This window comes from Salinicoccus sp. ID82-1 (assembly GCF_021991715.1).
Classification (GTDB): domain Bacteria; phylum Bacillota; class Bacilli; order Staphylococcales; family Salinicoccaceae; genus Salinicoccus; species Salinicoccus cyprini.
Genome location: NZ_JAGFLY010000004.1, coordinates 269723 through 294681, shown reverse-complemented (window position 1 = coordinate 294681; position 24959 = coordinate 269723). Strand labels below are relative to the sequence as shown.

Annotated in this window: 26 protein-coding genes; 7 read left to right on the top strand and 19 right to left on the bottom strand. The window is 47.2% G+C overall.

Translation table 11 applies throughout. From position 1 onward, the window contains the following. Positions 1 to 31: 31 nt before the first annotated feature. Entirely contained in the window at positions 32 to 880 is an 849-nt protein-coding gene (locus J4760_RS11345) for a helix-turn-helix domain-containing protein (RefSeq protein ID WP_237605756.1), read from the bottom strand. A 197-nt stretch (positions 881 to 1077) separates the two neighbouring features. On the opposite strand from J4760_RS11345, the gene J4760_RS11340 reads away from it, so the two are divergent. Then, positions 1078 to 2259 (top strand): DUF2382 domain-containing protein, encoded by a 1182-nt coding sequence (locus J4760_RS11340; RefSeq protein ID WP_237605755.1) that lies wholly within the window; start codon positions 1078 to 1080, stop codon positions 2257 to 2259. Between the two features lie 82 nt (positions 2260 to 2341). Here J4760_RS11340 and J4760_RS11335 read toward each other — a convergent pair whose 3' ends face one another. The 18 genes from J4760_RS11335 to rpmH form a co-directional block, all read right to left on the bottom strand. Next, positions 2342 to 2824 (bottom strand): DUF2798 domain-containing protein, encoded by a 483-nt coding sequence (locus J4760_RS11335; protein WP_145287434.1) that lies wholly within the window; start codon positions 2822 to 2824, stop codon positions 2342 to 2344. A gap of 90 nt (positions 2825 to 2914) precedes the next feature. Continuing rightward, complete coding sequence (locus tag J4760_RS11330) at positions 2915 to 3130, bottom strand: DUF6366 family protein (protein WP_237605754.1); 216 nt, start codon at positions 3128 to 3130, stop codon at positions 2915 to 2917. A 149-nt stretch (positions 3131 to 3279) separates the two neighbouring features. After that, positions 3280 to 3519 (bottom strand): 30S ribosomal protein S18, encoded by a 240-nt coding sequence (rpsR, locus tag J4760_RS11325; RefSeq protein ID WP_031546752.1) that lies wholly within the window; start codon positions 3517 to 3519, stop codon positions 3280 to 3282. Positions 3520 to 3714: 195 nt separating this feature from the next. Beyond that, positions 3715 to 4401, bottom strand: coding sequence for a molybdate ABC transporter permease subunit (gene modB, locus J4760_RS11320; protein WP_145287440.1), 687 nt, complete (start codon positions 4399 to 4401; stop codon positions 3715 to 3717). After that, entirely contained in the window at positions 4382 to 5137 is a 756-nt protein-coding gene (gene modA, locus J4760_RS11315) for a molybdate ABC transporter substrate-binding protein (RefSeq protein ID WP_145287443.1), read from the bottom strand. The genes modB and modA overlap by 20 nt, the downstream gene beginning before the upstream one ends. Positions 5138 to 5348: 211 nt before the next feature. Then, complete coding sequence (ssb, locus tag J4760_RS11310) at positions 5349 to 5858, bottom strand: single-stranded DNA-binding protein (RefSeq protein WP_145287446.1); 510 nt, start codon at positions 5856 to 5858, stop codon at positions 5349 to 5351. Positions 5859 to 5879: 21 nt separating this feature from the next. Next, positions 5880 to 6182: a 30S ribosomal protein S6 gene (gene rpsF / locus J4760_RS11305; RefSeq protein WP_237605753.1), complete on the bottom strand. Its 303-nt coding sequence runs from the start codon at positions 6180 to 6182 to the stop codon at positions 5880 to 5882. 115 nt (positions 6183 to 6297) lie between these two features. After that, the gene (gene ychF / locus J4760_RS11300) at positions 6298 to 7398 is read right to left on the bottom strand and encodes a redox-regulated ATPase YchF (RefSeq protein ID WP_237605752.1); all 1101 of its coding nucleotides are present in this window, start codon (positions 7396 to 7398) and stop codon (positions 6298 to 6300) included. Between the two features lie 12 nt (positions 7399 to 7410). Further along, entirely contained in the window at positions 7411 to 7605 is a 195-nt protein-coding gene (locus J4760_RS11295) for a DUF951 domain-containing protein (protein WP_145287454.1), read from the bottom strand. Positions 7606 to 7607: 2 nt separating this feature from the next. Next, positions 7608 to 8546, bottom strand: a complete 939-nt coding sequence (locus J4760_RS11290) for a mechanosensitive ion channel family protein (protein ID WP_237605751.1) — start codon at positions 8544 to 8546, stop codon at positions 7608 to 7610. Between the two features lie 24 nt (positions 8547 to 8570). Next, positions 8571 to 9422 carry a ParB/RepB/Spo0J family partition protein gene (locus tag J4760_RS11285; protein ID WP_281287284.1) on the bottom strand — a complete coding sequence of 284 codons (852 nt, stop codon included), beginning with the start codon at positions 9420 to 9422 and terminating at the stop codon, positions 8571 to 8573. Between the two features lie 108 nt (positions 9423 to 9530). Continuing rightward, positions 9531 to 10343, bottom strand: a complete 813-nt coding sequence (locus J4760_RS11280; protein ID WP_237605750.1) for a ParB/RepB/Spo0J family partition protein — start codon at positions 10341 to 10343, stop codon at positions 9531 to 9533. A gap of 16 nt (positions 10344 to 10359) precedes the next feature. Further along, positions 10360 to 11073: a 16S rRNA (guanine(527)-N(7))-methyltransferase RsmG gene (gene rsmG / locus J4760_RS11275; RefSeq protein ID WP_237605749.1), complete on the bottom strand. Its 714-nt coding sequence runs from the start codon at positions 11071 to 11073 to the stop codon at positions 10360 to 10362. Beyond that, entirely contained in the window at positions 11070 to 12953 is a 1884-nt protein-coding gene (mnmG, locus tag J4760_RS11270) for a tRNA uridine-5-carboxymethylaminomethyl(34) synthesis enzyme MnmG (protein WP_237605748.1), read from the bottom strand. The genes rsmG and mnmG overlap by 4 nt, the downstream gene beginning before the upstream one ends. A 14-nt stretch (positions 12954 to 12967) precedes the next feature. Continuing rightward, the gene (gene mnmE / locus J4760_RS11265) at positions 12968 to 14347 is read right to left on the bottom strand and encodes a tRNA uridine-5-carboxymethylaminomethyl(34) synthesis GTPase MnmE (RefSeq protein ID WP_237605747.1); all 1380 of its coding nucleotides are present in this window, start codon (positions 14345 to 14347) and stop codon (positions 12968 to 12970) included. 14 nt (positions 14348 to 14361) lie between these two features. Next, a complete protein-coding gene (gene jag / locus J4760_RS11260) occupies positions 14362 to 15207 on the bottom strand; it encodes an RNA-binding cell elongation regulator Jag/EloR (protein ID WP_237605746.1) in 846 nt (281 codons plus the stop codon). A 16-nt stretch (positions 15208 to 15223) separates the two neighbouring features. Continuing rightward, positions 15224 to 15559, bottom strand: coding sequence for a ribonuclease P protein component (rnpA, locus tag J4760_RS11255; RefSeq protein ID WP_186365492.1), 336 nt, complete (start codon positions 15557 to 15559; stop codon positions 15224 to 15226). 114 nt (positions 15560 to 15673) lie between these two features. After that, positions 15674 to 15811, bottom strand: coding sequence for a 50S ribosomal protein L34 (gene rpmH / locus J4760_RS11250; protein WP_000240855.1), 138 nt, complete (start codon positions 15809 to 15811; stop codon positions 15674 to 15676). A 448-nt stretch (positions 15812 to 16259) separates the two neighbouring features. Here rpmH and dnaA point away from each other — a divergent pair, with 448 nt between their 5' ends. The 6 genes from dnaA to gyrA all read left to right on the top strand — a co-directional run bounded on the left by dnaA (position 16260) and on the right by gyrA (position 24818). Then, a complete protein-coding gene (dnaA, locus tag J4760_RS11245) occupies positions 16260 to 17582 on the top strand; it encodes a chromosomal replication initiator protein DnaA (RefSeq protein WP_145287474.1) in 1323 nt (440 codons plus the stop codon). A gap of 162 nt (positions 17583 to 17744) precedes the next feature. Beyond that, on the top strand, positions 17745 to 18878 hold the full coding sequence (gene dnaN, locus J4760_RS11240) for a DNA polymerase III subunit beta (RefSeq protein ID WP_145287477.1): 1134 nt from the start codon (positions 17745 to 17747) through the stop codon (positions 18876 to 18878). A 189-nt stretch (positions 18879 to 19067) separates the two neighbouring features. Continuing rightward, positions 19068 to 19283: a S4 domain-containing protein YaaA gene (gene yaaA / locus J4760_RS11235; protein WP_145287480.1), complete on the top strand. Its 216-nt coding sequence runs from the start codon at positions 19068 to 19070 to the stop codon at positions 19281 to 19283. Further along, positions 19280 to 20377 (top strand): DNA replication/repair protein RecF, encoded by a 1098-nt coding sequence (gene recF / locus J4760_RS11230; RefSeq protein WP_237605745.1) that lies wholly within the window; start codon positions 19280 to 19282, stop codon positions 20375 to 20377. Before yaaA ends, recF begins: the two co-directional genes overlap by 4 nt. A 14-nt stretch (positions 20378 to 20391) precedes the next feature. After that, on the top strand, positions 20392 to 22311 hold the full coding sequence (gene gyrB, locus J4760_RS11225; protein ID WP_237605744.1) for a DNA topoisomerase (ATP-hydrolyzing) subunit B: 1920 nt from the start codon (positions 20392 to 20394) through the stop codon (positions 22309 to 22311). Positions 22312 to 22328: 17 nt separating this feature from the next. After that, entirely contained in the window at positions 22329 to 24818 is a 2490-nt protein-coding gene (gene gyrA, locus J4760_RS11220) for a DNA gyrase subunit A (protein WP_145287488.1), read from the top strand. The last annotated feature ends 141 nt before the right edge of the window (positions 24819 to 24959 follow it).

The window sequence follows — 24959 nt, the reverse complement described above, 5'->3', positions numbered from 1 at the left end:
TTTAGGAGGTAACCCACATTTATAATAGCTCTTATGATGAAATATTCTCCGGGGAATAATTTTTCAGTTTTTCGTACAATTCAAGCTTATTTCCCATCATATACAAATACTCTGATTTCTCTAGAATCTCTGTTGCTTCGTCCGAATATCCCAGTACATTAAGTGAAATTACTTTATTATATAGAATTTCGCAAAGCAGGAATGTTGATTCATTTTTCTGCAGTAATTCCTCTGCTTTAACTGCATACTTCATCGCGCGTCCATAATCTCTTCTCTTACAGTAGCTTATGGATAGATTGCACAGCACTTTAACTATGAGTTTGAATGATTTTTTCCCCGAGTGAGCATAGTAGACTTCTGCGTCTTTGTAAAATTCAACAGCATCAATATTCATTTTGCTCAAAATATTTCCTTTGGCCAGATACATTTCCGCCACTTTTTCGTACATCCATTCATTAGTGCTGTTTTTTGCGATTGCTTTATTAATTTCATGAAGTGCTTCCTTAAAATTGCCTTTTGAATATTCTATGATTCCAAGATGCCACTGTCGATAACCTTCCAGCTCAGGAGATTGCTTCCAAAACTCATCACATTCACTTGCTATTATCTCTTCCATTCTTATGTAGTTTCCACTTGTTCTGCATTCATCCAATTCTTGCTGAATAGTATGGAAAGGAGCCAGATAGTTCCCACAAAACACATCATGTATGCTCAGATTCAATCTTTCGAGAACGTCCATCAGTTCATTCAAAGGAATGGTGAATATATCATTCTCCAGTCTCGATATCGCAGATTGGGATGTTATATTTTCAGCCAACTTCAACTGGGAGAATGCCATCATCTTTCTTCTCCCCCTGATTTTTTCTCCTACATTTTCCAAATGTTCCCACCCTTTTTAGAATATTATTCCATAATGTTGATACTTCTGTCTATTTAAATTTTCATGCTTAGTTTATTCGATTTCATGATGGGTATACATTTATTACATGCAAAGAAAGTATAAAAAAATGGAATTGAAGAAGTAAACGTAAGAGTCATAACGACAATTAACTATTTAAAAAAATGGAGGTAAGAGTTATGCGTGAGATTGAATCCTATACAAGTGAACAGGAAATGCTGGGTAGAATCGAGCAACTGAAATCCGAAGGTATCAACGAAGACCAGATCACTGTAGTATCCAGAGAAGAGCTTGAAGGTTCCTCATTGAACTACACTGATGTTAATTACAAGACATCTGAAGGTACTACTTGGGACAAAATCGTTTCATGGTTTTCTGCAGAGCAACCGGAAGAGCGTGTCATGTCAAACATGAACCTGTCCTCCGAAGAAGAAGAAGAATATAGACAGGCATTGGACAGCGGTAAAATCCTTCTATATGTAAATGATGAAATTGAGAGTGGTACTACTGACTATCCGACTGACCCACTGCTGGAAGATGAAAGCGATAGAGTAGATACCGGCGAAACAGCGAACCGCCCGGATTCCACTCCAGGCAGTGCACACCGCCCAGGCGTAACGGGTGCTGCTGGCGCAACGGCTGCTGCTGGTGGAATTGGCGATGAGCGGAGACGTCATGAAAACAGTTATGTTGATGGAGCTGACCTTCCGGAACGTGGTGAAGACTATCGTGATGGTGAAAGAGATAACCGTGTAATCAATGACGACATGGTCGAAGGACGTCGCGATCAAAATGTAGTGGACACTGAAAGAGATGCGCCACTAGGAGAAAGAGAAGGTGTATATAACGTGGATGAAAGAGCACTGAATAATAATGATGGAATTAATGATGAGTTTTCCGACAGAACGGACTTGACTGATGAAGAAAAAATTCAACTCCGTGAAGAACGACTGAATGTAGATAAAGAGAATGTCAAAACAGGCGAAGTAAACATTGATAAGCATACCGAAACAGAACACCAGGAATTCGATGTCCCTGTAGAGCGTGACGAAGTAACAATCGAACGCCGTCCTGTAGATGGTAACCGGCCAGCTGGTGATATCGATGCAACAGACAACGACTCCATCAATGTTGCTATCAACGAAGAGCGTGTAAACGTTGAAAAAGAAGATGTAGTAAGCGAAGAAGTTGTTGTCAAAAAAGATAAAGTCAGAGATACAGAGCACGTTTCCGAAGATGTCCGTCGTGAAGACGTAGACATTGATGAAACCGACACTTCAAGAGGCACGCTTGATAATGATCGTCTGGATAGAGATGGTTTGGACAACGACCGTCTGGATAACGACAGAAATAGATTCTAGTAATAGATTTAAACCCCAATGACTTTATTTAGTCACTGGGGTTTCTTTATGTCTTATCATCTGACTGGCTGAACAGTTATAGCTAAGCTGCAGCGGCTTGCCTGACATATATTTTACTGAAGATGAATCTGACCAGCGGCCCTACTACAATCAGTTGCAGCGGCAGTGCAAAAATGAAGTTTTTCAGGAAAGTGGATAGATACAGATTGACCAATGATATATTACCCACTGCATCAGTGTTCATGGATGACATCACTAGACCGAAGATGGACATCAGCATTGCCATTCCAGTCACCATGAAGAACGAGATGGTCAATATCATAAAGATCTTCTTCGATGTCATACTATAGACTTTGTGGCCGATACCCTTAGCGATCGGCGCAATCAGAACCATATCCAGAAATAGAGCGATCACATAGGCGAAGATGAAACTGACAACCTGCTTGGAAAAAGACATGGTGAAAATACTACCGTTTAAAACTTCATTGTATATGGTCATGATAAAGACCATGAAAAAGCACATGATCATACTAAAAACTAGGCTTTCTTTTTTTGTAGTTGGCATACATGAATCTCCTTTTCTAATCAATAAGAGTCAGTATACCTATATAGCAACCCGCTTCATAAGTGAACATTGTGTGAACAATTACTGCTATTAGTTGAAAATGAGAAAACCGATGGCTGCCACTATCATAATAATCAGGATCAGTATGCCAAGCCCTTTCGAGCCCAGGCCGCCTGTCAAATCGGTGAGACTGCCACCACCTGCTCTACCCGAAGCATCTCTCAGATTGCCGCCTGGATTATTTTTCAGTTCATCCTGCCTCAATCTCTCTCTTCTCTGTTCAGGTGTTTCTCCATCGTTATTCATCCGAAACATCCCCCCCTTATGTGTAATAGGTTAACTTTATACTATTGTAGCATACCAGTGCAGTAGGAGATTTTCTTCGATAGCTCAATAAGAACATAACAAAAACCCTTGAAACGTTGCCGCTCCAAGGGTTTAACACTTAGCCTATATTATTGCTCTTCCTTAACATATGGAAGCAATGCCATGTGACGTGAACGCTTGATCGCTTTTGTAAGCTGGCGCTGATACTTCGCAGAAGTACCTGTTACACGTCTTGGAAGAATTTTTCCACGTTCTGAAATGAACTTTTTAAGGAGATCTACTTCTTTATAGTCAATGTGCGTAATGCCATTAGCTGTGAAGTAACAAACCTTTTTGCGGCGACGACCGCCTCTTCTTGGACCTGCCATGAGTTATCCTCCTCTACAGATTGAACGCTGCGTTGCAGTAGTGTGTGGGTACTGCGTAAGCATGTTCATATCTATAATTTTGTTATTTCTTATGAACGTGTGGAAGTGTCTTTGTATGTGCATGGTATATTTTACACATTTTCAGGACTGTTGTCAATCCAAGAATTATGTTAATTGTATCTTCTACTCAAACAATTATCGGCTTGGATTTTTTGTTCTCGCAATGAACAGCATGATGAATGAAATGATGATGATGGTAATGACCCACAACCAGGCAAGCGTCATCCTCCCGGAATCAAGCGCGATATAGATGGCAGTCGGCACCGTCTGTGTGACCCCGGGGATATTGCCGGCAAACATCAAAGTCGCACCGAACTCCCCAAGAGCTCTGGCAAAGCTCAGTATACCACCTGCCATGAGCGCTCTCGATGCAAGAGGGATGGATATGCGGAGGAATGTCTGAAAGTGTCCTGCACCGTCCACCCTGGCTGCTTCTTCAACATCTCTATCGATATTCTGGAATCCTGCCTTGGCGGACTGGTACATCAGCGGAAAGGCGACAACAGTACTCGCAATCACTGCGGCATACCAGGTGAAAATGACAGGCTGGCTGAAGATCCATGTAATCCACTCTCCCAGAATGCTGTTGTTGCCGAAAAGGATGATCAGCAGAAATCCGACTACCGTCGGCGGCAGTACCAGTGGCAGCATGATGATCGTCTCTACGACGGACTGGCCTCTAAACCTGCGATCCACCATCCATTTTCCTGTCAAAGTACCGAGAATGAACACGATGATGAACGCGATGATGGACACTCTCAAAGAAAGGAGGACCGGCTCGAGAAAGGCTTCCAATGTAATGCTACTGAGTCGTGAATCCATGGTCTTCAAACACCTTCAGTGCCGCTTCGGACTGGAGAAATTTATAGAAATCCATTGCGGCTTCGTGATTTTGCGAATCTTTCAGTACACCCGCCGGATAGTTGATCTGGGTGTGGAGAGATGGAGAAATTTCTTCAGTAATGGTGGCTTTCTCGCTCCCCACAGCATCTGTACGATAGACAATGCCTGCATCGACATTCCCTGTTTCCACATAGGACAGCACTTGCCTGACATCCTTCGCGTAGACAATATTCCCTTCCAATGTTTCAAACTGGCCCAAAGACTTCAGTGCTTCCTTGGCATACATGCCGGCCGGAACTGTACTTGGTGTACCGATGGAAAGTGTATCCACATGATCCAGTTCGTCCATGGCAATCTCTTCGTTTCCTTCTGGCACGATAAGAACGAGCGAGTTGCCGAGCAGTTCGGTATGTGCCGAGTCATCCATCCTGCCTTCATCAAGCAGTATTTGGAATCTGTCTTCTGCTGCTGATATGAAAAGATCCACAGGGGCGCCTTGGGAAATCTGTTTCTGCAATGTCCCTGATCCCCCGAAATTGAGGGACAGCGAAACCTCGGGATTTGCTTCTTCATAAAACGTCTTTATTTCGTCCATGGCATCACCGAGACTCGCTGCTGCCGAAACGGTCAGAGACTGCTCTGCTTCGCCGGAAGCACTGCTGCAGCCGGCAAGCATCATGAATATCAGCATGCATGCAAGCATGATCCTTCTCATAAAAATGCTCCATTCTCGATTATAGGTTCATCTACAATTATAAACATTCGTAAGGCATTATAGAACACAGTCACGGTGATTTATTGTGAAATAAAAAAGGCATTCCGGATTATCCGGAATGCCTATCATATGGAATATCACACTATATCCCATATATGCACACACACACTTTTCACACGTTTATTACACATACCCGTTCTTTGGATATCAATTAGAATGGTAGATCATCATCACTGATATCGACCGGTCCATCTGCATTGGCAAATGGGTTCTCTTCATTCGAGTTCTTTCTCGACTGCTGAGGTGCCGGTCTGGAACCAGTGGACTGGTTGCCGTACGCATTCTGGTAGCTATCTGCGGAATTGTTATTATACTGTTGATTACTGCCTTGCCCCTGCTGCCCTTTAGGCTCCAGGAACTGCACACTATCACACACTACTTCAGTCACATACACTCTTTGACCTTCTTTGTTCTCATAGGAACGGCTCTGCAATCTGCCATCTACTCCTGCCAGACTGCCTTTCTTCAAATACTGGTTGACGTTCTCTGCTTGTTTACGGAAAACCACACAGTTGATGAAGTCTGCACCGCGCTCACCATTCGAACTCGTAAACGGGCGGTTGACCGCCAGTGTGAAGGTCGCTACAGAAATATTACTTTGACTGACTTTCAGTTCAGGGTCTTTAGTAAGACGCCCTACTAATACAACACGGTTCAGCATGTAATCAACTCCATTGTATTATTACTTGTTGTTTTCAGCTTGTTCATCAACAACAATGATGTGACGGATCATGTCATTGTTGATTTTGGCCAAACGATCGAATTCGCTTGTTGCTTCCACATCAGCATTGACTTTGATGATGTGATAAAAGCCTTCTTTGAAATCATTGATTTCGTAAGCCAGACGACGTTTACCCCACTCTTTTGATTCGACGATTTCCGCACCTTGGGAAGTCAGTACGTTGTCAAAACGCTCAACAAGCGCTTTTTTCGCGTCTTCCTCGATATCCGGGCGGATAACATATAGAATTTCATATGCCTTCATCTTCTACACCTCCTTATGGTCTTTAGCGGCCTATCTACATGGAAATAGGCAAGGAATAATTTTCATTACTCACAATCCAACATTATACCAGTCATTGATTCATTTTACAATGTTTCTATACATTAAATCTGAAATGAACGACGTCCCCGTCTTTCATGATGTACTCTTTGCCTTCAAGACGGACTTTGCCGGCCTCTTTGGCTTTAGTCATATTACCGTTGCTGACGAGATCGTCATAGCTGACCGTCTCTGCACGGATGAAACCTTTCTGGAAGTCGGTATGGATGATACCGGCACATTCCGGTGCTGTCATGCCTTCCTTGAACGTCCATGCCCTGACTTCTTCCACACCGGCTGTAAAGTATGTTGCCAGTCCAAGCAGGCCGTATGCCGCCTTGATCAGCTTGTCGAGACCGGATTCCTCGATACCGAGATCTTCGAGGAACATCTCCTTCTCCTCATCATCCAGCACCGCAATCTCCTCTTCGACCTTCGCAGAAATGACAATGACCTCAGAGCCTTCCTTCTCAGCGTATTCCTGAATCGATTTGAGGTATTCATTCTGATCCAGATCACCCAGTTCGTCTTCTGCTACGTTCGCTACATAAAGCATCGGCTTCTGCGTCAGCAGGTGGAGCGTTCTGACCTGCTTCGCTTCGTCTTCAGTAAATTCAAGCGCACGGACCGGCTGGTCGTTCTCCAGACCTTCCTTGATCTTGGACAGCAGCGCCTGTTCTGCCATCGCTTCCTTGTCTTTCTGTCTCGCCATCTTCTCGAGGCGCGGCAGTCTTTTTTCGATGCTTTCAAGGTCAGCAAAAATCAATTCCATATTGATGATTTCTATATCATCAATCGGATCGACCTTGCCTGAAACGTGTGTCACATTCTCATCATCAAACGCACGGACAACCTGGCAGATTGCATCCACTTCGCGGATGTGGGCGAGGAATTTGTTGCCAAGCCCTTCCCCTTTGGAAGCACCCTTCACGATGCCGGCGATATCCGTAAACTCGAAAGCGGTCGGGATGGTCTTCTTCGGTTCCACCATCTCCGTCAGTACATTCAGTCTCTCATCCGGTACTTCCACGATGCCGACGTTCGGATCGATTGTTGCGAATGGATAGTTTGCTGCGAGCGCGCCTGCTTTTGTTATTGCGTTGAATAGTGTGGATTTACCGACGTTCGGCAACCCGACGATACCTGCTGTCAAAGCCATTTTTAATCACCTTTATGCTTCATATTTTTGTTTTACTGCTTTCATTCTCTTTTCAAAATCGCGTCGTGGCATCATGATCACCCGATCGCACTGGGTGCATCTGATTTTGATGTCCGCCCCCATGCGGGTGATACGGAACATCCTGTTGCCACATGGATGCTGCTTCTTCATTTCAACAATATCGTTCAGATCATAATCTTTGGCCATGACTATTCACCTTTATTTTTAGTGGTATCGAACTGCTGAATATCCATCTTCGGTACAGAAATCTGGATGCCATGCTCCAGAAGATGACTCTTAATTGCCTGTCTCATGCGACGTGTCGCTCCGAAGTGCTCCATCGGCTGTGTTTCAAGCATGACACGTATGATTGCTTCACCATTCTGGATGCCTTGCAGTCCGAGAACCTCAGGCTTCGCAATCAGAGTCTCCTCCTCCTGCCAATGTGCAGTAAAGTAGGACTCGAGTATGTTCTCAATCCGTTTGACATCCTCTTCGACTGCAACGTTGATATCCAGCATCGCTATCGCATTATAGCGCGAGAAGTTGACCACTTCATTGATGATACCATTCGGAATGATGAACAATTCACCTTCCCAGCCCTGGATTCTTGTCGCACGGAGGCCGAAAGATAGCACTTCACCTTCCGCTACGGTAGCGCCGGAAGTATTCGCTCTGATGAAATCACCCTTATCAAACTGGTTCTCAAGAAGGATGAAGAATCCGGTGATGATGTCCTTTACAAGACTCTGCGCACCAAAACCGATAGCCAGACCGACTACACCGGCACCGGCAAGGAGTGTGCGTACAGGCAGACTGAAGGATTCAAGAATCATCATGATGATGACGAACCAGATGAAGACCGTCACTGCATTCTGCAGTACGTTGACAAGTGTCTGGTTGCGTTTATCTGTTCCTTTGAGGCGGGACCTGCCTTTGACGATAAAGAAGTTGCCTATGATCCTGTTGATGATTTTAATGACGATCATTGCTACGATGATCAGTGCAATCGCCGCTAGTATCCTGGCGCCGATTCCAATCCACAAATCTGGATTTTTGATTTCAGCCATGATTTCCTCAATAAACGAAAGATCCACCGGCTCATCCAGCGATGTTGTGCTACCAAGATTAAGACTAAACAAACTCACAATTTTTCACCTTCACTTTTCATTTTATTCATTTTCCAGCAAGGACATGATCCGTTTATATTCCTCTTCGCTTCTGAATTCAAAGGAAATGGTGCCCTTTTTCCGCTTCTTCCTGATTTCCACTGTCGTGCCGAACCGCTCCTTGAGCATTGCTTCATGCCGCTCGATGAATGCCGGCCTGCGCTGCTTGGGCTTTTTGGCTACTGTCACTTCCTGAAGGCTTTTCACGTAGGCTTCAAGTGCTCTGACACTCAACTGCTCTCGCACAGCATGCTTTGCGGCTTCTTCCATCTGCAAGGGATCCTTGAGTGCCAGCAGTGTCCGCCCGTGGGCGCCCGAGAGCTCATCGTCGTTGATCAGCTGCCGGATGGTCTGGGGCAGATTGAGCAGTCTCAGCATGTTGGCAATGTAGGGCCGTGACTTGCCGAGCCTCTGGGCCACTTCACTCTGGGTGATATTCAATGTCGACATCAGCTGCCGGTAGCTCAGTGCCTCTTCGAGCGGGTTCAGGTTCTCCCGCTGCAGGTTTTCAATGATGGCCAGTTCCATCATTTCCGTATCCGTCATCTCCTTGATGATGGCCGGTATAGTTTCACGCCCTAGGAGTCTGCTTGCACGGTAACGTCTCTCTCCAGCAACGATATCATAGCCTTTGACGGACTTTCTGACGATGATCGGCTGGATGACACCATGATTTTCAATTGATTCAGCCAGTTCCTTCAACTTTTCTTCGTTGAACTCAACCCGGGGCTGATATGGATTCCTTCTGATATCGGAAATTTTGAGTTCGATGACTGCCTCACCTTCCCTGATTCCGGAAAATAGAGCATCCAGTCCCTTTCCGAGACCTTTGCCCAATCCTTTTTGCCTCGCCATGTCCATTACCTCCAGTGCAGCATTCCTGTATGTAAAAATCACATGCTGTTATTATATCAGCCAGCTTGCCATTTGTAACATAAGAAAAACACCCACACAAGTGAGTGTCTATTTGTATATCTTGATCGTCACCTCATGAAATGCCTTTTCATCGGACGCCTCATAGGAAACATTGAAGCCTTTGTTCTTCAGCTTATCCACTTCCCGGTTGAGATCGTTCAGAACGAAAGAGACATCATCGTTGAAATCAAGCGCATCATTGGTATGCTTCAGCTTCTTTTTGACAGCATGCTCCGTGTCCTTGACCGTCATCTTTTCCCGTCTGATCTCGTCGAGGACTTCACCCTGCATCTCATCTTCAAGACTGAGCAGCGATCTGGCATGGCGTTCTGTAATCTCCTGCTTCTGGAGTGCTTCGATCACTTCGTCGGAGAGCTTCAGAAGACGGAGCTTATTGGCAATGAAGGACTGGCTCTTGCCGAGATTCTGAGCCAGATTTTTCTGTGTGATGCCATCCATCTTGAGCAGTTTCTTATAGGCTTTCGCCTCTTCGATGCTGGAGAGGTTTTCGCGCTGGATGTTCTCTATCAGCGCGATGGCAGCAGATTCGGTATCGGTCAGATATTTCACGATGACTTCTGCTTCTTCCCGATTGAGCATCTTCAATGCTCTGAATCTGCGTTCCCCTGCAATAATTTCATACATTCCCTCTTCGATCGGGCGCACAGTGATGGGCTGGAGCAATCCATGCTCCTCGATGGAATCCGCCAGTTCCCTGATACGATCGCGATCGAACTCCGTCCGCGGCTGATACCGGTTCGGGACGATATTTTCCATCGGCAAGTGCTGCAATGATACATTCTCCTGCTGATCTTCACTTTTGTCTATCAGACCGAAAAGTCTTGAAAATGGTTTCTTCACATGCCACACCTGCCTTTTATTTTAATGGAGATTTGTTCGGAGTACCCGCTTTTCTCGGATATTTCCCGGGTGATTTTCTTCGCTTCCTGATATCCAGTATATACCGTTCGCTGTCTTCTTCCGGAAGCGTAAAGTTGTGCATCCCTTCAAGTTCTCCGCCGAGAAGCTCGAGGGCGAAGCGGCTGTCTTCAAGTTCCTCGGCACCCTTGCGGCCTTTCAGTACGATAAATCGCCCGCCTGTTCTGACGAGTGGCAGACAGAGTTCCGCCAATACATTCAGCTGGGCGACAGCCCGTGCCGTTACGATATCGAACATATGCCGCTGTGCCCCCTGCGCAAAGTTTTCGGCACGGTCGTGCACCAGATGCATCTTATCCAGATCGAGTTCTGCTGTCAGCTCATTTAAAAACATGATGCGCTTGTTCAGCGAATCCACTATGGTCACCTTGATATCCGGTCTGACTATTTTCATTGGAATACTCGGGAAACCGGCACCGGCACCTACGTCGCAGATGCTCGCACCTTCTGGAATATCCACATGGAACAATGGTGTCAATGAATCATAGAAGTGTTTCAGATAGACGTCCGCTTCATCAGTTACTGCTGTCAGATTGACCTTGTTATTCCACTCGACCAGCATGTCGAAATACTTTCTGAACTGGCCCACCTGAACATCAGTCAGTTCAATACCTTGTTGCTTCAGTGCGTCGATGAACTGTCCTTCTCTCATGCATTCACCCGTTTGATGTCACCTTGTTCGATGTAGACGAGCAGAATGGAGATGTCTGCAGGATTGACACCGGATATTCTTGAAGCCTGGGCGATATCAAGCGGCTTGACCGTCTTCAGTTTATCACGGGCTTCAGTGGCAAGGGAATGGATGACGTCATAGTCGATGTCCATTGGAATCTTCTTCTTCTCCATGCGTTTCACCTTATCGACCTGAAGAAGCGACTTCTTGATGTAGCCTTCGTACTTCACCTGGATTTCAACCTGTTCATACTCTTCCTGTGTCAGCGTCGTTTCATCTTCCATTATAGTCATAATGGAATCATAATCCATTTCCGGACGTCTGAGCAGCTCGATGGCAAGAATGCCATCCTTGAGTGCAGTGCCGCCTTTTTCCGCAATGATGGACTGGGCCAGTTCATTCGGCTTGATACGGATTCCTTTCAGACGTTCGATCTCATCTTCGATGTTCTGCTTCTTCAACTGATATGCATCATATCGTGCGTCCGAAATCAGACCGATGTTGTGACCGATCTCCGTCAGACGCATATCCGCATTGTCATGACGCAGCAGCAGACGGTGTTCCGCTCTTGAAGTGAGCAGTCTGTACGGTTCATTTGTACCTTTTGTTACAAGGTCATCGATGAGTACGCCGATATAGGCATCGGAACGGCTGAGTACCAGTTCCTCTTCGCCGAGCAATTTGCTTGCTGCGTTGATGCCGGCGATGAGGCCTTGTCCTGCTGCTTCCTCGTAGCCGCTTGTACCATTGATCTGACCAGCGGTATAAAGATTCTTGATCTTCTTCGTCTCGAGTGTCGGCCAAAGCTGCGTCGGTACAAGCGCATCATATTCGATGGCATAGCCTGCACGCATCATTCTGGCATTTTCAAGGCCTGGAACGGAAGCGAGCATTTCCCTCTGTACATTTTCAGGCATGCTTGTAGAAAGGCCCTGTACGTAGACTTCCTTCGTATCGCGACCTTCTGGCTCGAGGAAGATCTGGTGGCGCGGCTTGTCGTTGAAACGGACAATCTTGTCTTCAATGGACGGACAGTAGCGTGGCCCTGTCCCTTTGATCATACCGGAATACATTGCTGAAAGGTGCAGGTTGTCGTTGATGATCATATGCGTATTTTCCGAAGTATAGGTCAACCAGCAAGGCAGCTGATCCATGATGAATTCAGTTGTTTCGAAACTGAATGCACGTGGGACATCGTCCCCCGGCTGGATTTCGGTTTTGGAGTAGTCGATGGAGTCGGAATTGACTCTCGGTGGTGTGCCCGTCTTGAAGCGTACAATATCAAAGCCGAGATCCTTCATCTGGTCGGCAAGTGGTACGGAAGGCATCTGGTGGTTCGGACCGCTGGAGTATTTCAAATCTCCAAGAATGATCTCCCCGCGCAGGAACGTGCCTGTCGTCACGATGACTGCATCCGCTTCATACACTGTACCGATATTTGTTCTGACGCCTTTGACTTCTTCGTCTTCGATGATCATTTCATCCACCATGCCCTGAAGAATGTCCAGATTCGGTTCATCTTCCAGCACACGTTTCATCTCCTGCTGATACAGGACCTTGTCCGCCTGTGCACGCAGTGCCCGGACTGCCGGACCTTTGCCGGTATTGAGCATGCGCATCTGTATGTGTGTCTTATCTATCACTTTTGCCATCTGTCCGCCGAGTGCATCCACTTCACGGACTACAATGCCTTTTGCAGGCCCCCCTACTGAAGGGTTGCAGGGCATGAAGGCGATATTATCAAGGTTGATTGTCAGCATGAGCGTTCTGAGCCCTTTTCGTGCCGAGGCCAGTCCTGCTTCAACGCCGGCATGCCCCGCACCGATGACAACAACATCATATTTCATATTACTTGCCATAGTTATCCTCCTTTTTATTTTCCAAGACAGAACTGGCTGAAGAGCTGGTCGATCAGCTGTTCGCTGACGTCCTCACCAATTACTTCTCCAAGCAGTTCCCATGTTTTTACAAGATCGATCTGGACAATATCCACCGGAACATCCATTTCAGCAGACTCTATTGCATCCGATATTGCGGATATTGCCTGCTCAAGCAGGTGGATGTGGCGGTTGTTCGATACATAGGTGGAATCCACAGACTGTATTTCACCTTCGAAGAACAATCCGGCAATCCTGTCCTCAAGTTCATCGACACCCGTACTGTTGATGATGGATGTCTTGACGATGGGCATCCCCGGGTATCTTGATTTCAGATCTTCCACATCAAGCTCTGCTTCCAGATCCAGTTTATTTACAATACTGATGACATTCTGATCCGCCATGGAATCGAGAATCTCCACGTCTTCATTGGTCAGTGGTTCATTATTATTCAGCACGTAAAGGATGAGTTCCGCTTCCTTCAGTGCCTGGCGGCTGCGCTCGACACCGATCTTTTCCACGATGTCGTCGGTATCACGTATACCTGCCGTATCGATCAGCTTGAGCGGAATGCCGTTGACATTCACATACTCTTCCAGAATATCGCGCGTCGTCCCTGCGACATCCGTCACGATGGCCTTGTTGTCCTGGATGAGATAGTTGAGCAGGGAACTCTTGCCGACATTCGGCTTGCCGATGATGACGGTACTCAGACCCTCTCTTAGAATCCTGCCCTGCGTACTGCTTTTCAGCAGCTTCTCGATTTCCTGTTTGACCTTCCGGGACTCTTCCTGGAGAAATTCGGTCGTCGCTTCCTCGACATCATCATATTCGGGATAGTCGATATTGACTTCCACCTGGGCCAGTATGTTGAGGATGCTCTGGCGCAGATCTTCGACGTATGACTTCAATCTGCCCTGCATCTGCTGATTGGCCACTTTGGATGCTTCGGTCGTCTTCGATCTGATGAAATCCATGACACCTTCGGCCTGGGACAGGTCGATTCTGCCATTAAGAAATGCACGTTTCGTGAATTCGCCCGGTTCCGCCATGCGGGCGCCGTGTTTCAATGTCAGCTGGAGCACGCGGTTGACCGTGTGTATGCCACCATGGCAATTGATTTCAACGATATCCTCGCGCGTATAGGTGCGGGGCGCCCTCATGATTGCAACCATGACCTCTTCCACGGACTCCTGTGTATCCGGATCCATGATATGACCATAGTTGATCGTATGCGAATCCACTGATGATAGGGATTTCGCCCCTTTATAGAGACGGTCTGCAATTTCAACGGCATCGACGCCTGATAGACGCACGATAGCGATTGCACCTTCACCCACGGGGGTGGAGATGCTGGATATTGTTTCTAATTGCATGATGCAATACTCCTTTACTTCTTTTCTATTACGATATAGCGGTTCGGTTCCGAGCCTTCGGAATGGGTTTCAATACCTTCGATTCTGCTTAATACGTGATGCATGATCTTCCGTTCGGATGAAGGCATCGCCTCGAGGCGCACCGGTCTGTTCGTCCGCTGCGCTTTTTTGGCCATGTTGACTGCCAGGCTCTCAAGCGTTTCACGGCGCTTTTCCCGGTAGTTCTCGACATCCAGCAGAATGGAACCGTAGCTTCTGTAGATCGAATTGAAATACTGCTGGGCCACTTCCTGCAACGCATTGAGCGTCGCCCCCCGCTTGCCGATCAGCTTGGCTGCCATCGGCGAAGACAGTTCTATCTGGACTTCGTTCTGCCTGATGCTGACTTCACTGCTTCTTTCAATATTCATATCCCGGATGACCCGGTCGATGTAGCGCCTTGTCTCCTCCGCTGCTTCTTCGATGGACATTTCATTCCGCCGTGTCTCATCCGGCATCTCTTCCTGAACCAGAGCATCTTCCTGTACTTCCGTATCCGGAGGAACCGGTTCTGTTTCTTCCATAGTATTATGGTGCGCCGACGCCTGTTCCTGCACTTCATTTTCAGATGATGTTCCAGACACATCGGTTTCTGTCTTTCCCATGTTCCTTGCAGCCAACGATTCGATCGAGTCATAAAGCTTCAGTTCGGGGTTGATGATCGTCAGTCTGACTGCCGCATCCTTCTTGCCGAAACCGAGCAGCCCTTTTCTGCCTTCTTCTTCAACATCGATTTTGACGTCCGCTTCCGATACATTCAGTTCTTCCAGCCCTTTTGCGATTGCACGATCAACAGTTTCATCCCTGTAAACTCTGTCCATGACGGTGCCTCCCGTGTCATTTTATGCATTTTGCGATTTTCAGCACATGTAGTAGTGATTTCTCCATCTGATGGTAATCCATGCTGCTGACCGGCTGTCTGGCGATGACCACATATTCTCTCGGCTTGAGCCTGTCCTGGTGATGCTGAAAGAAAACACGTATCCGTCTTTTGATTTTGTTGCGTTTTACCGCATTGCCAAGACGCTTCGACACACTGATTCCAAGCCGCATGTGATCCGTCTTCGGATGATCGGCCAGGTAGATGACGAACTGCCTGTTTGCATAGGATTTGCCTTTTTTGAAAACAAGTTGAAAATCACGTTCTTTTTTAATTCTGAATCTCTTTTTCATCACTATTACGCTCTCTCACATATGATATTTCATTATACAAAATTACACGAAATTTATAAAACAGCACGCCTATATGCACAAAAAAAGATCACCTATATCAGATGATCTTGGGGATTAGGCTGAAAGTACTTTTCTACCTTTTCTTCTACGACGGGCCAATACTTTGCGTCCGTTCTTTGTACTCATTCTTTTACGAAAACCGTGCACTTTGCTGTGCTTACGTTTATTTGGCTGGTAAGTACGTTTTACCATATTAAATACACCTCCATGATACCTATTGCCTGTGTATAGCTTTTAGAATTGTAACTATTAAAGAATAACAGATGAGCCAATAGATTTCAATACATTTTTCACCAGGAATTTATCGCACCGCCATGTGGATAACCCACAGTGTGGACAAGATGTGTGGATAAATGAAATGTGGATAACTATTTTCCACAGCAATCTGCACTGTTTATCCCCAGATTCACAGACCTTGATATCTACTGTGTGGATAACTTCCTGAATTGTGTATATCTTTATAAAGCTGTTGATATCACTCGCTTTTTTCGTTATAATTCTGTGTATGAATTTGTGGTAAAACCGTCCTGATAACTAGATTTGTCCACAGATTGTGAGTAACCTGTGGATAGTTGTTCAGCACTGTGGAAATTATTATCCACACACTGTGATTATGTGAATAGGAAAAGAGGACAATCGTATGAGTAGTATTAAAGAAATCTGGGAGAATACGCTGAAAGGGATCAAAGAAACCATCGCCAATGCCAGCTATCAGACATGGTTCCAGGACACTTCGATGATCCATCTGGACAATGACACGGCTGTCATCAAAGCAGATACCCAGTTTCAGAGGGATTGGCTTGAGAAGAACTATAGTGGACTGATTCAGGAGCAGCTGTACGAAGTCATGGGAGAGAAGCCTGAAATCAGAATCGTCACGGAAGAAGAGGAAGCCCCTGCAAAAGCGCCTGAGAAGACAAAAGCAGAACCTGAAGTTCCCGTGAACAGCCAGCTGAATGTCAACAATACGTTTGAAACATTCGTCATCGGCAACGGCAACCGCTTCAGCCATGCCGCTTCCCTCGCTGTGGCAGAAGCTCCGGCGAAGGCCTACAATCCCCTCTTCATCTATGGTGGCGTCGGTCTCGGCAAGACCCACCTTATGCATGCCATCGGCCATTATGTACTGGAGCACCGTCCAAACGCCAAAGTGGCGTATCTCTCCAGTGAAAAGTTTACAAATGAATTCATCAATTCCATCCGCGACAACAAAACCGAGGAATTCCGCAACCGGTACCGCAATGTCGACGTACTGCTGATTGATGATATCCAGTTTCTTGCCGGAAAGGAATCGACGCAGGAGGAATTCTTCCATACTTTCAACGCACTTCACGAAGACAATAAGCAGATTGTCATTTCAAGCGACCGTACGCCAAAGGAGATTCCGACACTCGAAGACAGACTACGCTCCCGTTTCGAATGGGGTCTGATCACCGACATCACGCCGCCTGACCTTGAAACACGCATTGCGATTCTCAGAAAGAAATGCGAAGAAGAAAAAGTCGAGATTCCAAACGAAGCAATGATCTATATCGCCAACCATATCCATACGAACATCCGTGAGCTGGAAGGTGCATTGACACGGGTCGCAGCGTACTCGAAACTGGTCAACCAGCCACTGACACCGGAAATGGTATCCGAAGCACTGAAGGATCTCGTCACCCAGACCAAATCCAAGAAGATTACGATTACAGACATACAGGAGGCAGTGGCATCCTTCTATGATATACAGATCGAGTCTTTCGCCTCCAAGAAGCGGACGAAATCCATTGCTTTCCCACGTCAGATCGCGATGTATCTGGCACGTGAGCTTACAGACTACTCCCTGCCGAAGATCGGGGAAGTTTTTGGCGGACGGGACCACTCCACTGTCATCCATGCACATGAGAAAATTTCCAAAATGATCAACGAAGACGAACGCTTCAAGCAGGAGCTCGAGGAAATCGAAAACCAGATCAATTAGAGATGTGAATGATGTGGATAGATGTTACACTGTAACAAACAGCTTACCCACATGTGGATAACTTGCACGCCATGGACCGAATCCACTTATCCACAAATCCACAGGGCTTACTACTATTATTACTTTAAATACTACTTAATATATATAAGGAGTCGCTAACTTATGAAAATCAGTATCAACCGCCAGTATTTCATCGAACAGCTGAATCATTGTCTCAAGGCAATTTCCCCAAGGACAACACTACCGATTCTTAATGGCATAAAACTTGAAGTAAAAGAGGATCATTTGCTTCTTACTGGCAGTGATTCTGAAATTTCAATTGAAATCACCATCCCGACAGAAATCGATAATGAAGAAATACTCGAAATCAGTGAAACAGGGACCGTTGTACTATCCGGCCGATTCTTTGTGGATATCATCAAGAAGCTTTCAGGCAACTTTGTACAGCTTGAAACAAATGATGCATTCCAGACGAAGATTACAGCTTCCCAGTCGGAATTCAATCTGAGCGGCAATGACCCGGACCAGTATCCACTGCTGCCTGAAGTGAATGATGAAGAAAGCATCGTCCTGCCATCTGCAGTGCTGAAAAATATCATCAACCAGACCAACTTTGCAGTATCACTGTCTGAAACACGGCCTGTACTGACGGGTGTAAACTGGCAGTTCGATGATAAGGGCATCCAGTTCACAGCTACGGATTCCCATAGACTGGCTTTGAGAAGACTCGAAGGTGACCAGTTCGGCATGGACAGCATGCATGCAATCATCCCGGGCAAATCATTGAATGAACTCAACAAGATCATCAATGATTCCGATGAGGAAGTCGAAATCCACTTCTCACAGAACCAGGTGCTGATCAGCTACGGCAACATGCGCTTCATTTCCAGGCTGCTTGAAGGCAACTATCCGGATACATCCCGTCTGTTCCCTGAAAACTATGAAACGAAGGTCACTGTGAACAATGGTGAATTCTATCATGCCATCGACCGTGTCTCGCTGCTCGCGAGGGAGGGCGGCAACAACGTCATCCGCATGAGTGTGGAAAACGGCAACGTTGCCCTATCCTCCAATTCTCCTGAAGTCGGTACGGTGCACGAAGATATCAGTACCGGCAACGTTGAAGGCGAGAATCTTAAGATATCCTTCAACTCCAGATACATGATGGATGCACTGAAGGCCATCAATGATGACGAAGTGACGATCGAATTCTTCGGCACGATGCGCCCATTCACTCTGAAAGCAGCTGAATCGGACGCGGTCGTTCAGCTGATCCTTCCAATCCGCACATATTAGAATTCCAGTCAAAACTGCGACTGAGCCCCCAGAAATTAAAAAAAAGGGGTTCTCAGTCGCTTTTTTGTTTTCAGGGGTAAACCCTTGTTTATATCGCAAAACGCTCCTAGGGCTTTATTTGGGCTTCCAAGGTGAATTTTATTGAAAAATGTAGTATAATATATAAGTGAGATTAAGGAGGATGAGTGCATGGAAAGTATCCGGTTCGACGAACTGATTACACTAGGAAAATTTCTGAAGCACGAAGGCATCATAGGAACCGGCGGAGAAGCCAAGTGGTTCCTTCAGGAGAACGAAGTACTATTGAATGGAGAGCCTGAAAACCGCCGAGGAAAGAAGCTGCATGAAGGTGATGTATTGGATCTGGGAGAATTCGGCCAATTCAGGATAGAATATTCCAAATGATTCTGAATCGTATACACCTTGGGGATTACAGAAATTACGAAATGCTGGACCTTGAATTCCATCCAAAACTCAATGTCTTCATCGGCCGGAATGCACAGGGCAAGACGAATCTTCTGGAATCGATCTATTTCCTCGCCCTGGCCAAGAGCCACCGTACTTCAAAGGACAAGGAGCTCATACGCTTCGGTCAGGATGAAGCGTACGTCAACGGCAATATTACGACTGCCTACAGCACCCTTCCCCTGTCGCTCAGTGTCAGCGGAAAAGGGAAGCGTGCGAAGGTGAACCATATGGAAGTATCGAAACTGAGCCAGTATATCGGGCATCTTAATGTGGTGCTGTTTGCACCGGAAGACCTCAACATCGTCAAAGGCTCCCCCCAGGTCAGACGCAAGTTCATCAATATGGAATGCGGACAGATCTCAAAGGTGTATATCAGCATGCTGAGCGGCTACCAGAAGGTACTGGCCCAGAAAAACAACTATCTAAAACAGAAGAATGTCGATCGGGTGATGATCGATGTATTGAATGAACAACTTGCATACTATGCAAGTTTAATTATTTTAAAGAGGCAGCAGTTCGTGGATACCATCGAAAGATATGCCAGGGAGATCCACTCGGACATATCGAATGGCCAGGAGATCCTGTCGGTCAGATACAGACCGAACATCAGGTACGAGGCGACCGGTGTGGAGATGCTCGAACAGGAACTGAAACTGCTGCTGGAGGAAGCACTCGAGCGGGAGATTGAAAGAGGCCAGGCACTGATTGGTCCGCATCGGGACGATATTTCGTTCCATATCAACGACTATGATGTCCAGACATACGGTTCCCAAGGACAGCAGAGGACGACGGCACTTTCTGTGAAGCTGGCAGAACTCGAACTGATCAATGAAGAAGTCGGCGAGTATCCGATACTGCTTCTCGATGATGTCCTGAGCGAGCTTGATGAGACAAGGCAGTCCCATCTTCTGACCTCGATCCGCGACAGGGTGCAGACCTTTGTCACGACGACGTCAATCAGTGACATCAATCATGCAATCATGGATGAAATGCAGGTATTCGGCATAGAAGACGGCAATGTGAAAGTATAATGGAAGGTGATAATATGGCTGAAAATAATATGGAACAGTATGGCGCGAGTCAGATTCAGGTACTGGAGGGACTGGAAGCGGTCCGCAAACGCCCGGGGATGTACATCGGCTCCACAGCTGCAAAAGGACTGCACCACCTCGTATGGGAAATTGTGGACAACAGCATCGACGAAGCGATGGCGGGCTATGCTGATCGCATCACTGTAACGATCGAGGAAGACAATTGGGTCAAAGTGACCGATAATGGCCGTGGTATTCCGGTGGACATCCAGGAGAAGATGGGCCGTCCGGCAGTCGAGGTCATCCTGACCGTACTCCACGCCGGTGGTAAATTCGGCGGAGGCGGATATAAGGTGTCCGGCGGACTGCACGGGGTCGGCTCCTCTGTCGTCAATGCGCTGAGTGAAACACTCGAAGTCTATGTCCACTTGAATGGCAAGATCCATCACCAGAGCTACACAAGAGGTGTGCCTGATTTCGATCTCAAAGTCATTGGTGAAACTGATAAGACGGGTACGATCATCCGTTTCAAGGCAGATGATGAGATATTCACGGAAACGACGGTATATGACATCGAAACACTGCAGAAACGCATCAAGGAGCTCGCTTTCCTCAACAAAGGACTTGAAATCACCCTGATCGATGAGCGTGGGGAAGAGGATGAACGTTTTGAGTACTACTACGAAGGCGGAATCAAATCCTACGTCGAGCAGATGAATGAAACACGGGATGTACTGCATGATGAAGTGATCTACATGCAGAGTGAGAAGGACGACGTGGAAGTCGAAATTGCACTGCAGTACCATAACGGCTACAATTCCACCCTGCTTTCCTATGCGAACAACATCCATACGTATGAAGGCGGTACGCATGAGGACGGGTTCAAGCGTGCACTGACAAAAGTCATCAATGCCTATGGTGTGAAGAACCGCATCATCAAGGAGAATGAAGACCGTCTGAGTGGTGAGGACGTGCGTGAAGGCATGACCGCTGTCATCTCCATCAAGCATACGGATCCCCAGTTTGAAGGCCAGACCAAGACGAAGTTCGGCAACTCGGAAGCAAGACTCATCACAGACCAGCTGTTCACTGAAGGCTTCGACAGATTCCTTCTCGAGAATCCGACCGCTGCAAGAATCATCGTTGAAAAAGGGCTTACTGCCCAGCGTGCAAGGGTCGCAGCCAAGAAAGCGCGTGAGATGACACGCAGGAAATCGGCACTTGAAGTCTCCAGTCTGCCAGGAAAGCTTGCCGACTGTTCGAGCAAGGATCCCGCAAAAAGTGAACTGTTCATCGTCGAGGGGGACTCCGCCGGTGGTTCTGCCAAATCCGGACGCAACTCCACGACCCAGGCGATTCTCCCACTCCGAGGAAAAATTCTCAATGTGGAAAAGGCAAGACTTGATAAGATTCTCAACAATAATGAAATACGATCAATGATTACGGCGCTCGGTACAGGCATCGGCGAGGAGTTCGATCTGTCGAAGGCCCGCTACCATAAGATTGTCATCATGACCGATGCCGATGTCGATGGTGCGCACATCCGTACATTGCTGCTCACATTCTTCTACCGTTTCATGCAGCCGCTCATCGAAGCGGGATATGTCTATATTGCCCAGCCACCGCTCTACAAAGTCGAACAGGCCAAGAACAAGTATTACGTGTTTGATGACAGGGAGCTTGACGCGCTCAAAAAAGAACTCAAGGAAACACCGAAAATTGCGCTTTCCCGATACAAGGGTCTTGGCGAGATGAATGCAGACCAGCTTTGGGAGACCACTATGGATCCGGAATTCAGAACGCTCATGCAGGTCACAATGGACGATGCCGTCGATGCAGACCAGACATTCGAAATGCTGATGGGCGATATTGTCGAACACAGAAGGAACTTTATTGAAGAAAACGCGTTATACGTCCAGAATCTTGACGTCTAATTAGTGGAGGTAATTGAATGGTTGATAGAACGGATAGATTGAAAGAAGTAAACATAAGCAAAGAGATGCGGACATCCTTCCTTGACTATGCGATGAGTGTCATCGTTTCAAGGGCACTGCCGGATGTCAGGGATGGCATGAAGCCGGTGCACCGCAGAATACTCTACGGCATGCACGATAACGGCATGACGTCCGACAAGCCTTACAAGAAGTCTGCCAGAATCGTCGGGGACGTCATGGGTAAATACCACCCGCACGGTGACTCCTCGATCTATGATGCCATGGTCCGTATGGCACAGGACTTCAGCTACCGCTATCCACTTGTTGACGGCCAGGGGAACTTCGGTTCCATGGATGGCGACGGTGCGGCGGCGATGCGGTATACCGAAGCCAGAATGAGCAAGATCTCCATGGAAATGATGCGTGACATCAACAAGGATACCATCGATTTCCAGGATAACTATGACGGCAATGAACGCGAACCGGTCGTTCTGCCTTCAAGATTCCCGAACCTCCTCGTCAATGGCACGAGCGGCATTGCAGTCGGTATGGCGACGAACATCCCGCCACATAACCTCACTGAGGTGATCGACGCCGTCCTCGCCTATTCGGAAGACGGGGAAATCACACTGCCCGAGCTGATGGAGCATGTCAAAGGTCCCGACTTTCCGACTGCCGGCCTGATTGTCGGTACAGGCGGCATCAGAAAGGCATATGAGACGGGTCGCGGTTCGGTCATGATGCGTTCACGCTGTGAGATCGAAATGATGAGCAACGGCAAGGAACGCATCGTCGTCTCCGAAATTCCGTACCAGGTCAACAAGGCAAGACTGGTCGAGAAGATTGCAGAGCTTGCACGCGACAAGAAGATCGAAGGCATCACCGATCTGCGCGATGAAACCAGTCTCGCGTCAGGTGTCAGAATCATCATAGAGATCCGCAAGGACAAGAATGCCAACGTCATTCTGAACAACCTCTACAAGCAGACACCTCTGCAGACCTCATTTGGCATCAATATGCTGGCGCTTGTCAAAGGGCAGCCTAAAATACTCGGCTTGAAAGAAGTGCTTGCGCACTATCTGGAGCACCAGAAGGTCATCGTGACAAGACGGACGAAGTTCGATCTGAGACGTGCCGAAGACCGTGCGCATATTCTGGAAGGGCTGAAGATTGCGCTTGATAACATCGATGAGATCATCGCACTTATCCGTGGTTCCCAGAACGACGAAGCGGCGAGAACCGGTCTGATGGAACAGTTCAATCTGTCCGAGCGCCAGGCCCAGGCCATCCTCGATATGCGTCTTAGACGCCTGACAGGACTTGAGAGAGGCAAGATTGAAGATGAATACAACGAAATCCTGAAAACGATCCAGTACCTCAAGGAGATTCTGGCAGATGATGAGAAGCTGCTTCAGATCATCCGCGATGAACTGATCGAGATCAAGGAGAAGTATGGCGATGCACGCAGGACCGAAATCACACTCGGCAGCCTGTCGGACATCGAGGATGAGGATCTCATCCCTGAAGAGCAGATTGTTGTCACATTGAGCCACAACAACTACATCAAGCGTCTGCCGTCCTCCACCTACCGTGCGCAGCATCGTGGCGGACGCGGGGTACAGGGGATGAATACGGTCGAAGACGACTTTGTCAGCCAGATTGTGACGATGAGTACGCATGACTACATCATGTTCTTTACAAATAAAGGCCGTGTCTACCGTCTGAAAGGCTATGAGATTCCTGAGTTCTCCCGCCAGTCGAAAGGTATTCCGGTCGTCAACATGCTGGAGATCGACAAGGATGAAGTAATCGGTACGATGATCGGCGTAAAAGATGAGGATACTGAGGATAAATTCCTTGTGTTTGCGACCAGAAATGGTCTTGTAAAACGCTCGCCACTCGGCGACTTCGAACGCATCAATAAGAATGGCAAGATCGCCATTTCATTCCGTGGCGATGACGAGCTGCTCGCTGTCCGTCTGACCGATGGCTCCAAGGACATCATTCTCGGTACGAGAGATGCCAACCTGATCCGTTTCGAGGAAACGCAGATACGTACGATGGGACGTACGGCAGCGGGTGTGAAAGGCATCAAGCTGCGCGAAGGCGATTATGTCATCGGACTCGATGTCCTCACCGAAGGCCAGTCCATCCTCGTCGTTACCGACAACGGTTATGGCAAGTGTACGCCTGAAGCGGACTACCGTATTACAAACCGTGGCGGCATGGGTGTGAAGACTGCGAATCTGACAGAGCGCATCGGTGAACTTGTCTATATTGCTGCCATCGATGGCGATGAGGATCTGATGATTGTGACAAACCACGGTGTCATCATCCGACTGGTCATGGAGGAAGTCTCCTCCACCGGCCGTAATACGCAGGGTGTCCGACTGATCAAGATGAGCGACGATCAGAAGGTCGCAACAGTCGCCAGAGTGAAGGAAGTCGTCGAAGAAGAAGCGGATTCCAATGCAGATGTGGAATCCGAGGCAGTCGAAGAAGAATAGAATGTGTTTCTGAAAATTCCCCGATCCATGATATATCATGGATCGGGATTTTTTTGATTGCAGATGCAATTGCGCTTACACGATGGAAGCGCTATAATAAAAGTAGTCATTAGTCAATCAGAGAAATAATCATAGATGGAT

Bases quoted from the DNA above. Each gene is read 5' to 3' on its own strand.
- J4760_RS11340 (WP_237605755.1), top strand. From the start codon at position 1,078: ATGCGTGAGATTGAATCCTATACAAGTGAACAGGAAATGCTGGGTAGA.
- J4760_RS11335 (WP_145287434.1), bottom strand. From the start codon at position 2,824: ATGCCAACTACAAAAAAAGAAAGCCTAGTTTTTAGTATGATCATGTGC.
- J4760_RS11330 (WP_237605754.1), bottom strand. From the start codon at position 3,130: ATGAATAACGATGGAGAAACACCTGAACAGAGAAGAGAGAGATTGAGG.
- rpsR (WP_031546752.1), bottom strand. From the start codon at position 3,519: ATGGCAGGTCCAAGAAGAGGCGGTCGTCGCCGCAAAAAGGTTTGTTAC.
- modB (WP_145287440.1), bottom strand. From the start codon at position 4,401: ATGGATTCACGACTCAGTAGCATTACATTGGAAGCCTTTCTCGAGCCG.
- modA (WP_145287443.1), bottom strand. From the start codon at position 5,137: ATGAGAAGGATCATGCTTGCATGCATGCTGATATTCATGATGCTTGCC.
- ssb (WP_145287446.1), bottom strand. From the start codon at position 5,858: ATGCTGAACCGTGTTGTATTAGTAGGGCGTCTTACTAAAGACCCTGAA.
- rpsF (WP_237605753.1), bottom strand. From the start codon at position 6,182: ATGAAGGCATATGAAATTCTATATGTTATCCGCCCGGATATCGAGGAA.
- ychF (WP_237605752.1), bottom strand. From the start codon at position 7,398: ATGGCTTTGACAGCAGGTATCGTCGGGTTGCCGAACGTCGGTAAATCC.
- J4760_RS11295 (WP_145287454.1), bottom strand. From the start codon at position 7,605: ATGGCCAAAGATTATGATCTGAACGATATTGTTGAAATGAAGAAGCAG.
- J4760_RS11285 (WP_281287284.1), bottom strand. From the start codon at position 9,422: ATGGCGAGGCAAAAAGGATTGGGCAAAGGTCTCGGAAAGGGACTGGAT.
- rsmG (WP_237605749.1), bottom strand. From the start codon at position 11,073: ATGAGAGAAGGACAGTTCATCGACGCACTGAAGCAACAAGGTATTGAA.
- mnmG (WP_237605748.1), bottom strand. From the start codon at position 12,953: ATGGCAAGTAATATGAAATATGATGTTGTTGTCATCGGTGCGGGGCAT.
- mnmE (WP_237605747.1), bottom strand. From the start codon at position 14,347: ATGCAATTAGAAACAATATCCAGCATCTCCACCCCCGTGGGTGAAGGT.
- jag (WP_237605746.1), bottom strand. From the start codon at position 15,207: ATGGACAGAGTTTACAGGGATGAAACTGTTGATCGTGCAATCGCAAAA.
- rnpA (WP_186365492.1), bottom strand. From the start codon at position 15,559: ATGAAAAAGAGATTCAGAATTAAAAAAGAACGTGATTTTCAACTTGTT.
- rpmH (WP_000240855.1), bottom strand. From the start codon at position 15,811: ATGGTAAAACGTACTTACCAGCCAAATAAACGTAAGCACAGCAAAGTG.
- dnaA (WP_145287474.1), top strand. From the start codon at position 16,260: ATGAGTAGTATTAAAGAAATCTGGGAGAATACGCTGAAAGGGATCAAA.
- dnaN (WP_145287477.1), top strand. From the start codon at position 17,745: ATGAAAATCAGTATCAACCGCCAGTATTTCATCGAACAGCTGAATCAT.
- yaaA (WP_145287480.1), top strand. From the start codon at position 19,068: ATGGAAAGTATCCGGTTCGACGAACTGATTACACTAGGAAAATTTCTG.
- recF (WP_237605745.1), top strand. From the start codon at position 19,280: ATGATTCTGAATCGTATACACCTTGGGGATTACAGAAATTACGAAATG.
- gyrB (WP_237605744.1), top strand. From the start codon at position 20,392: ATGGCTGAAAATAATATGGAACAGTATGGCGCGAGTCAGATTCAGGTA.
- gyrA (WP_145287488.1), top strand. From the start codon at position 22,329: ATGGTTGATAGAACGGATAGATTGAAAGAAGTAAACATAAGCAAAGAG.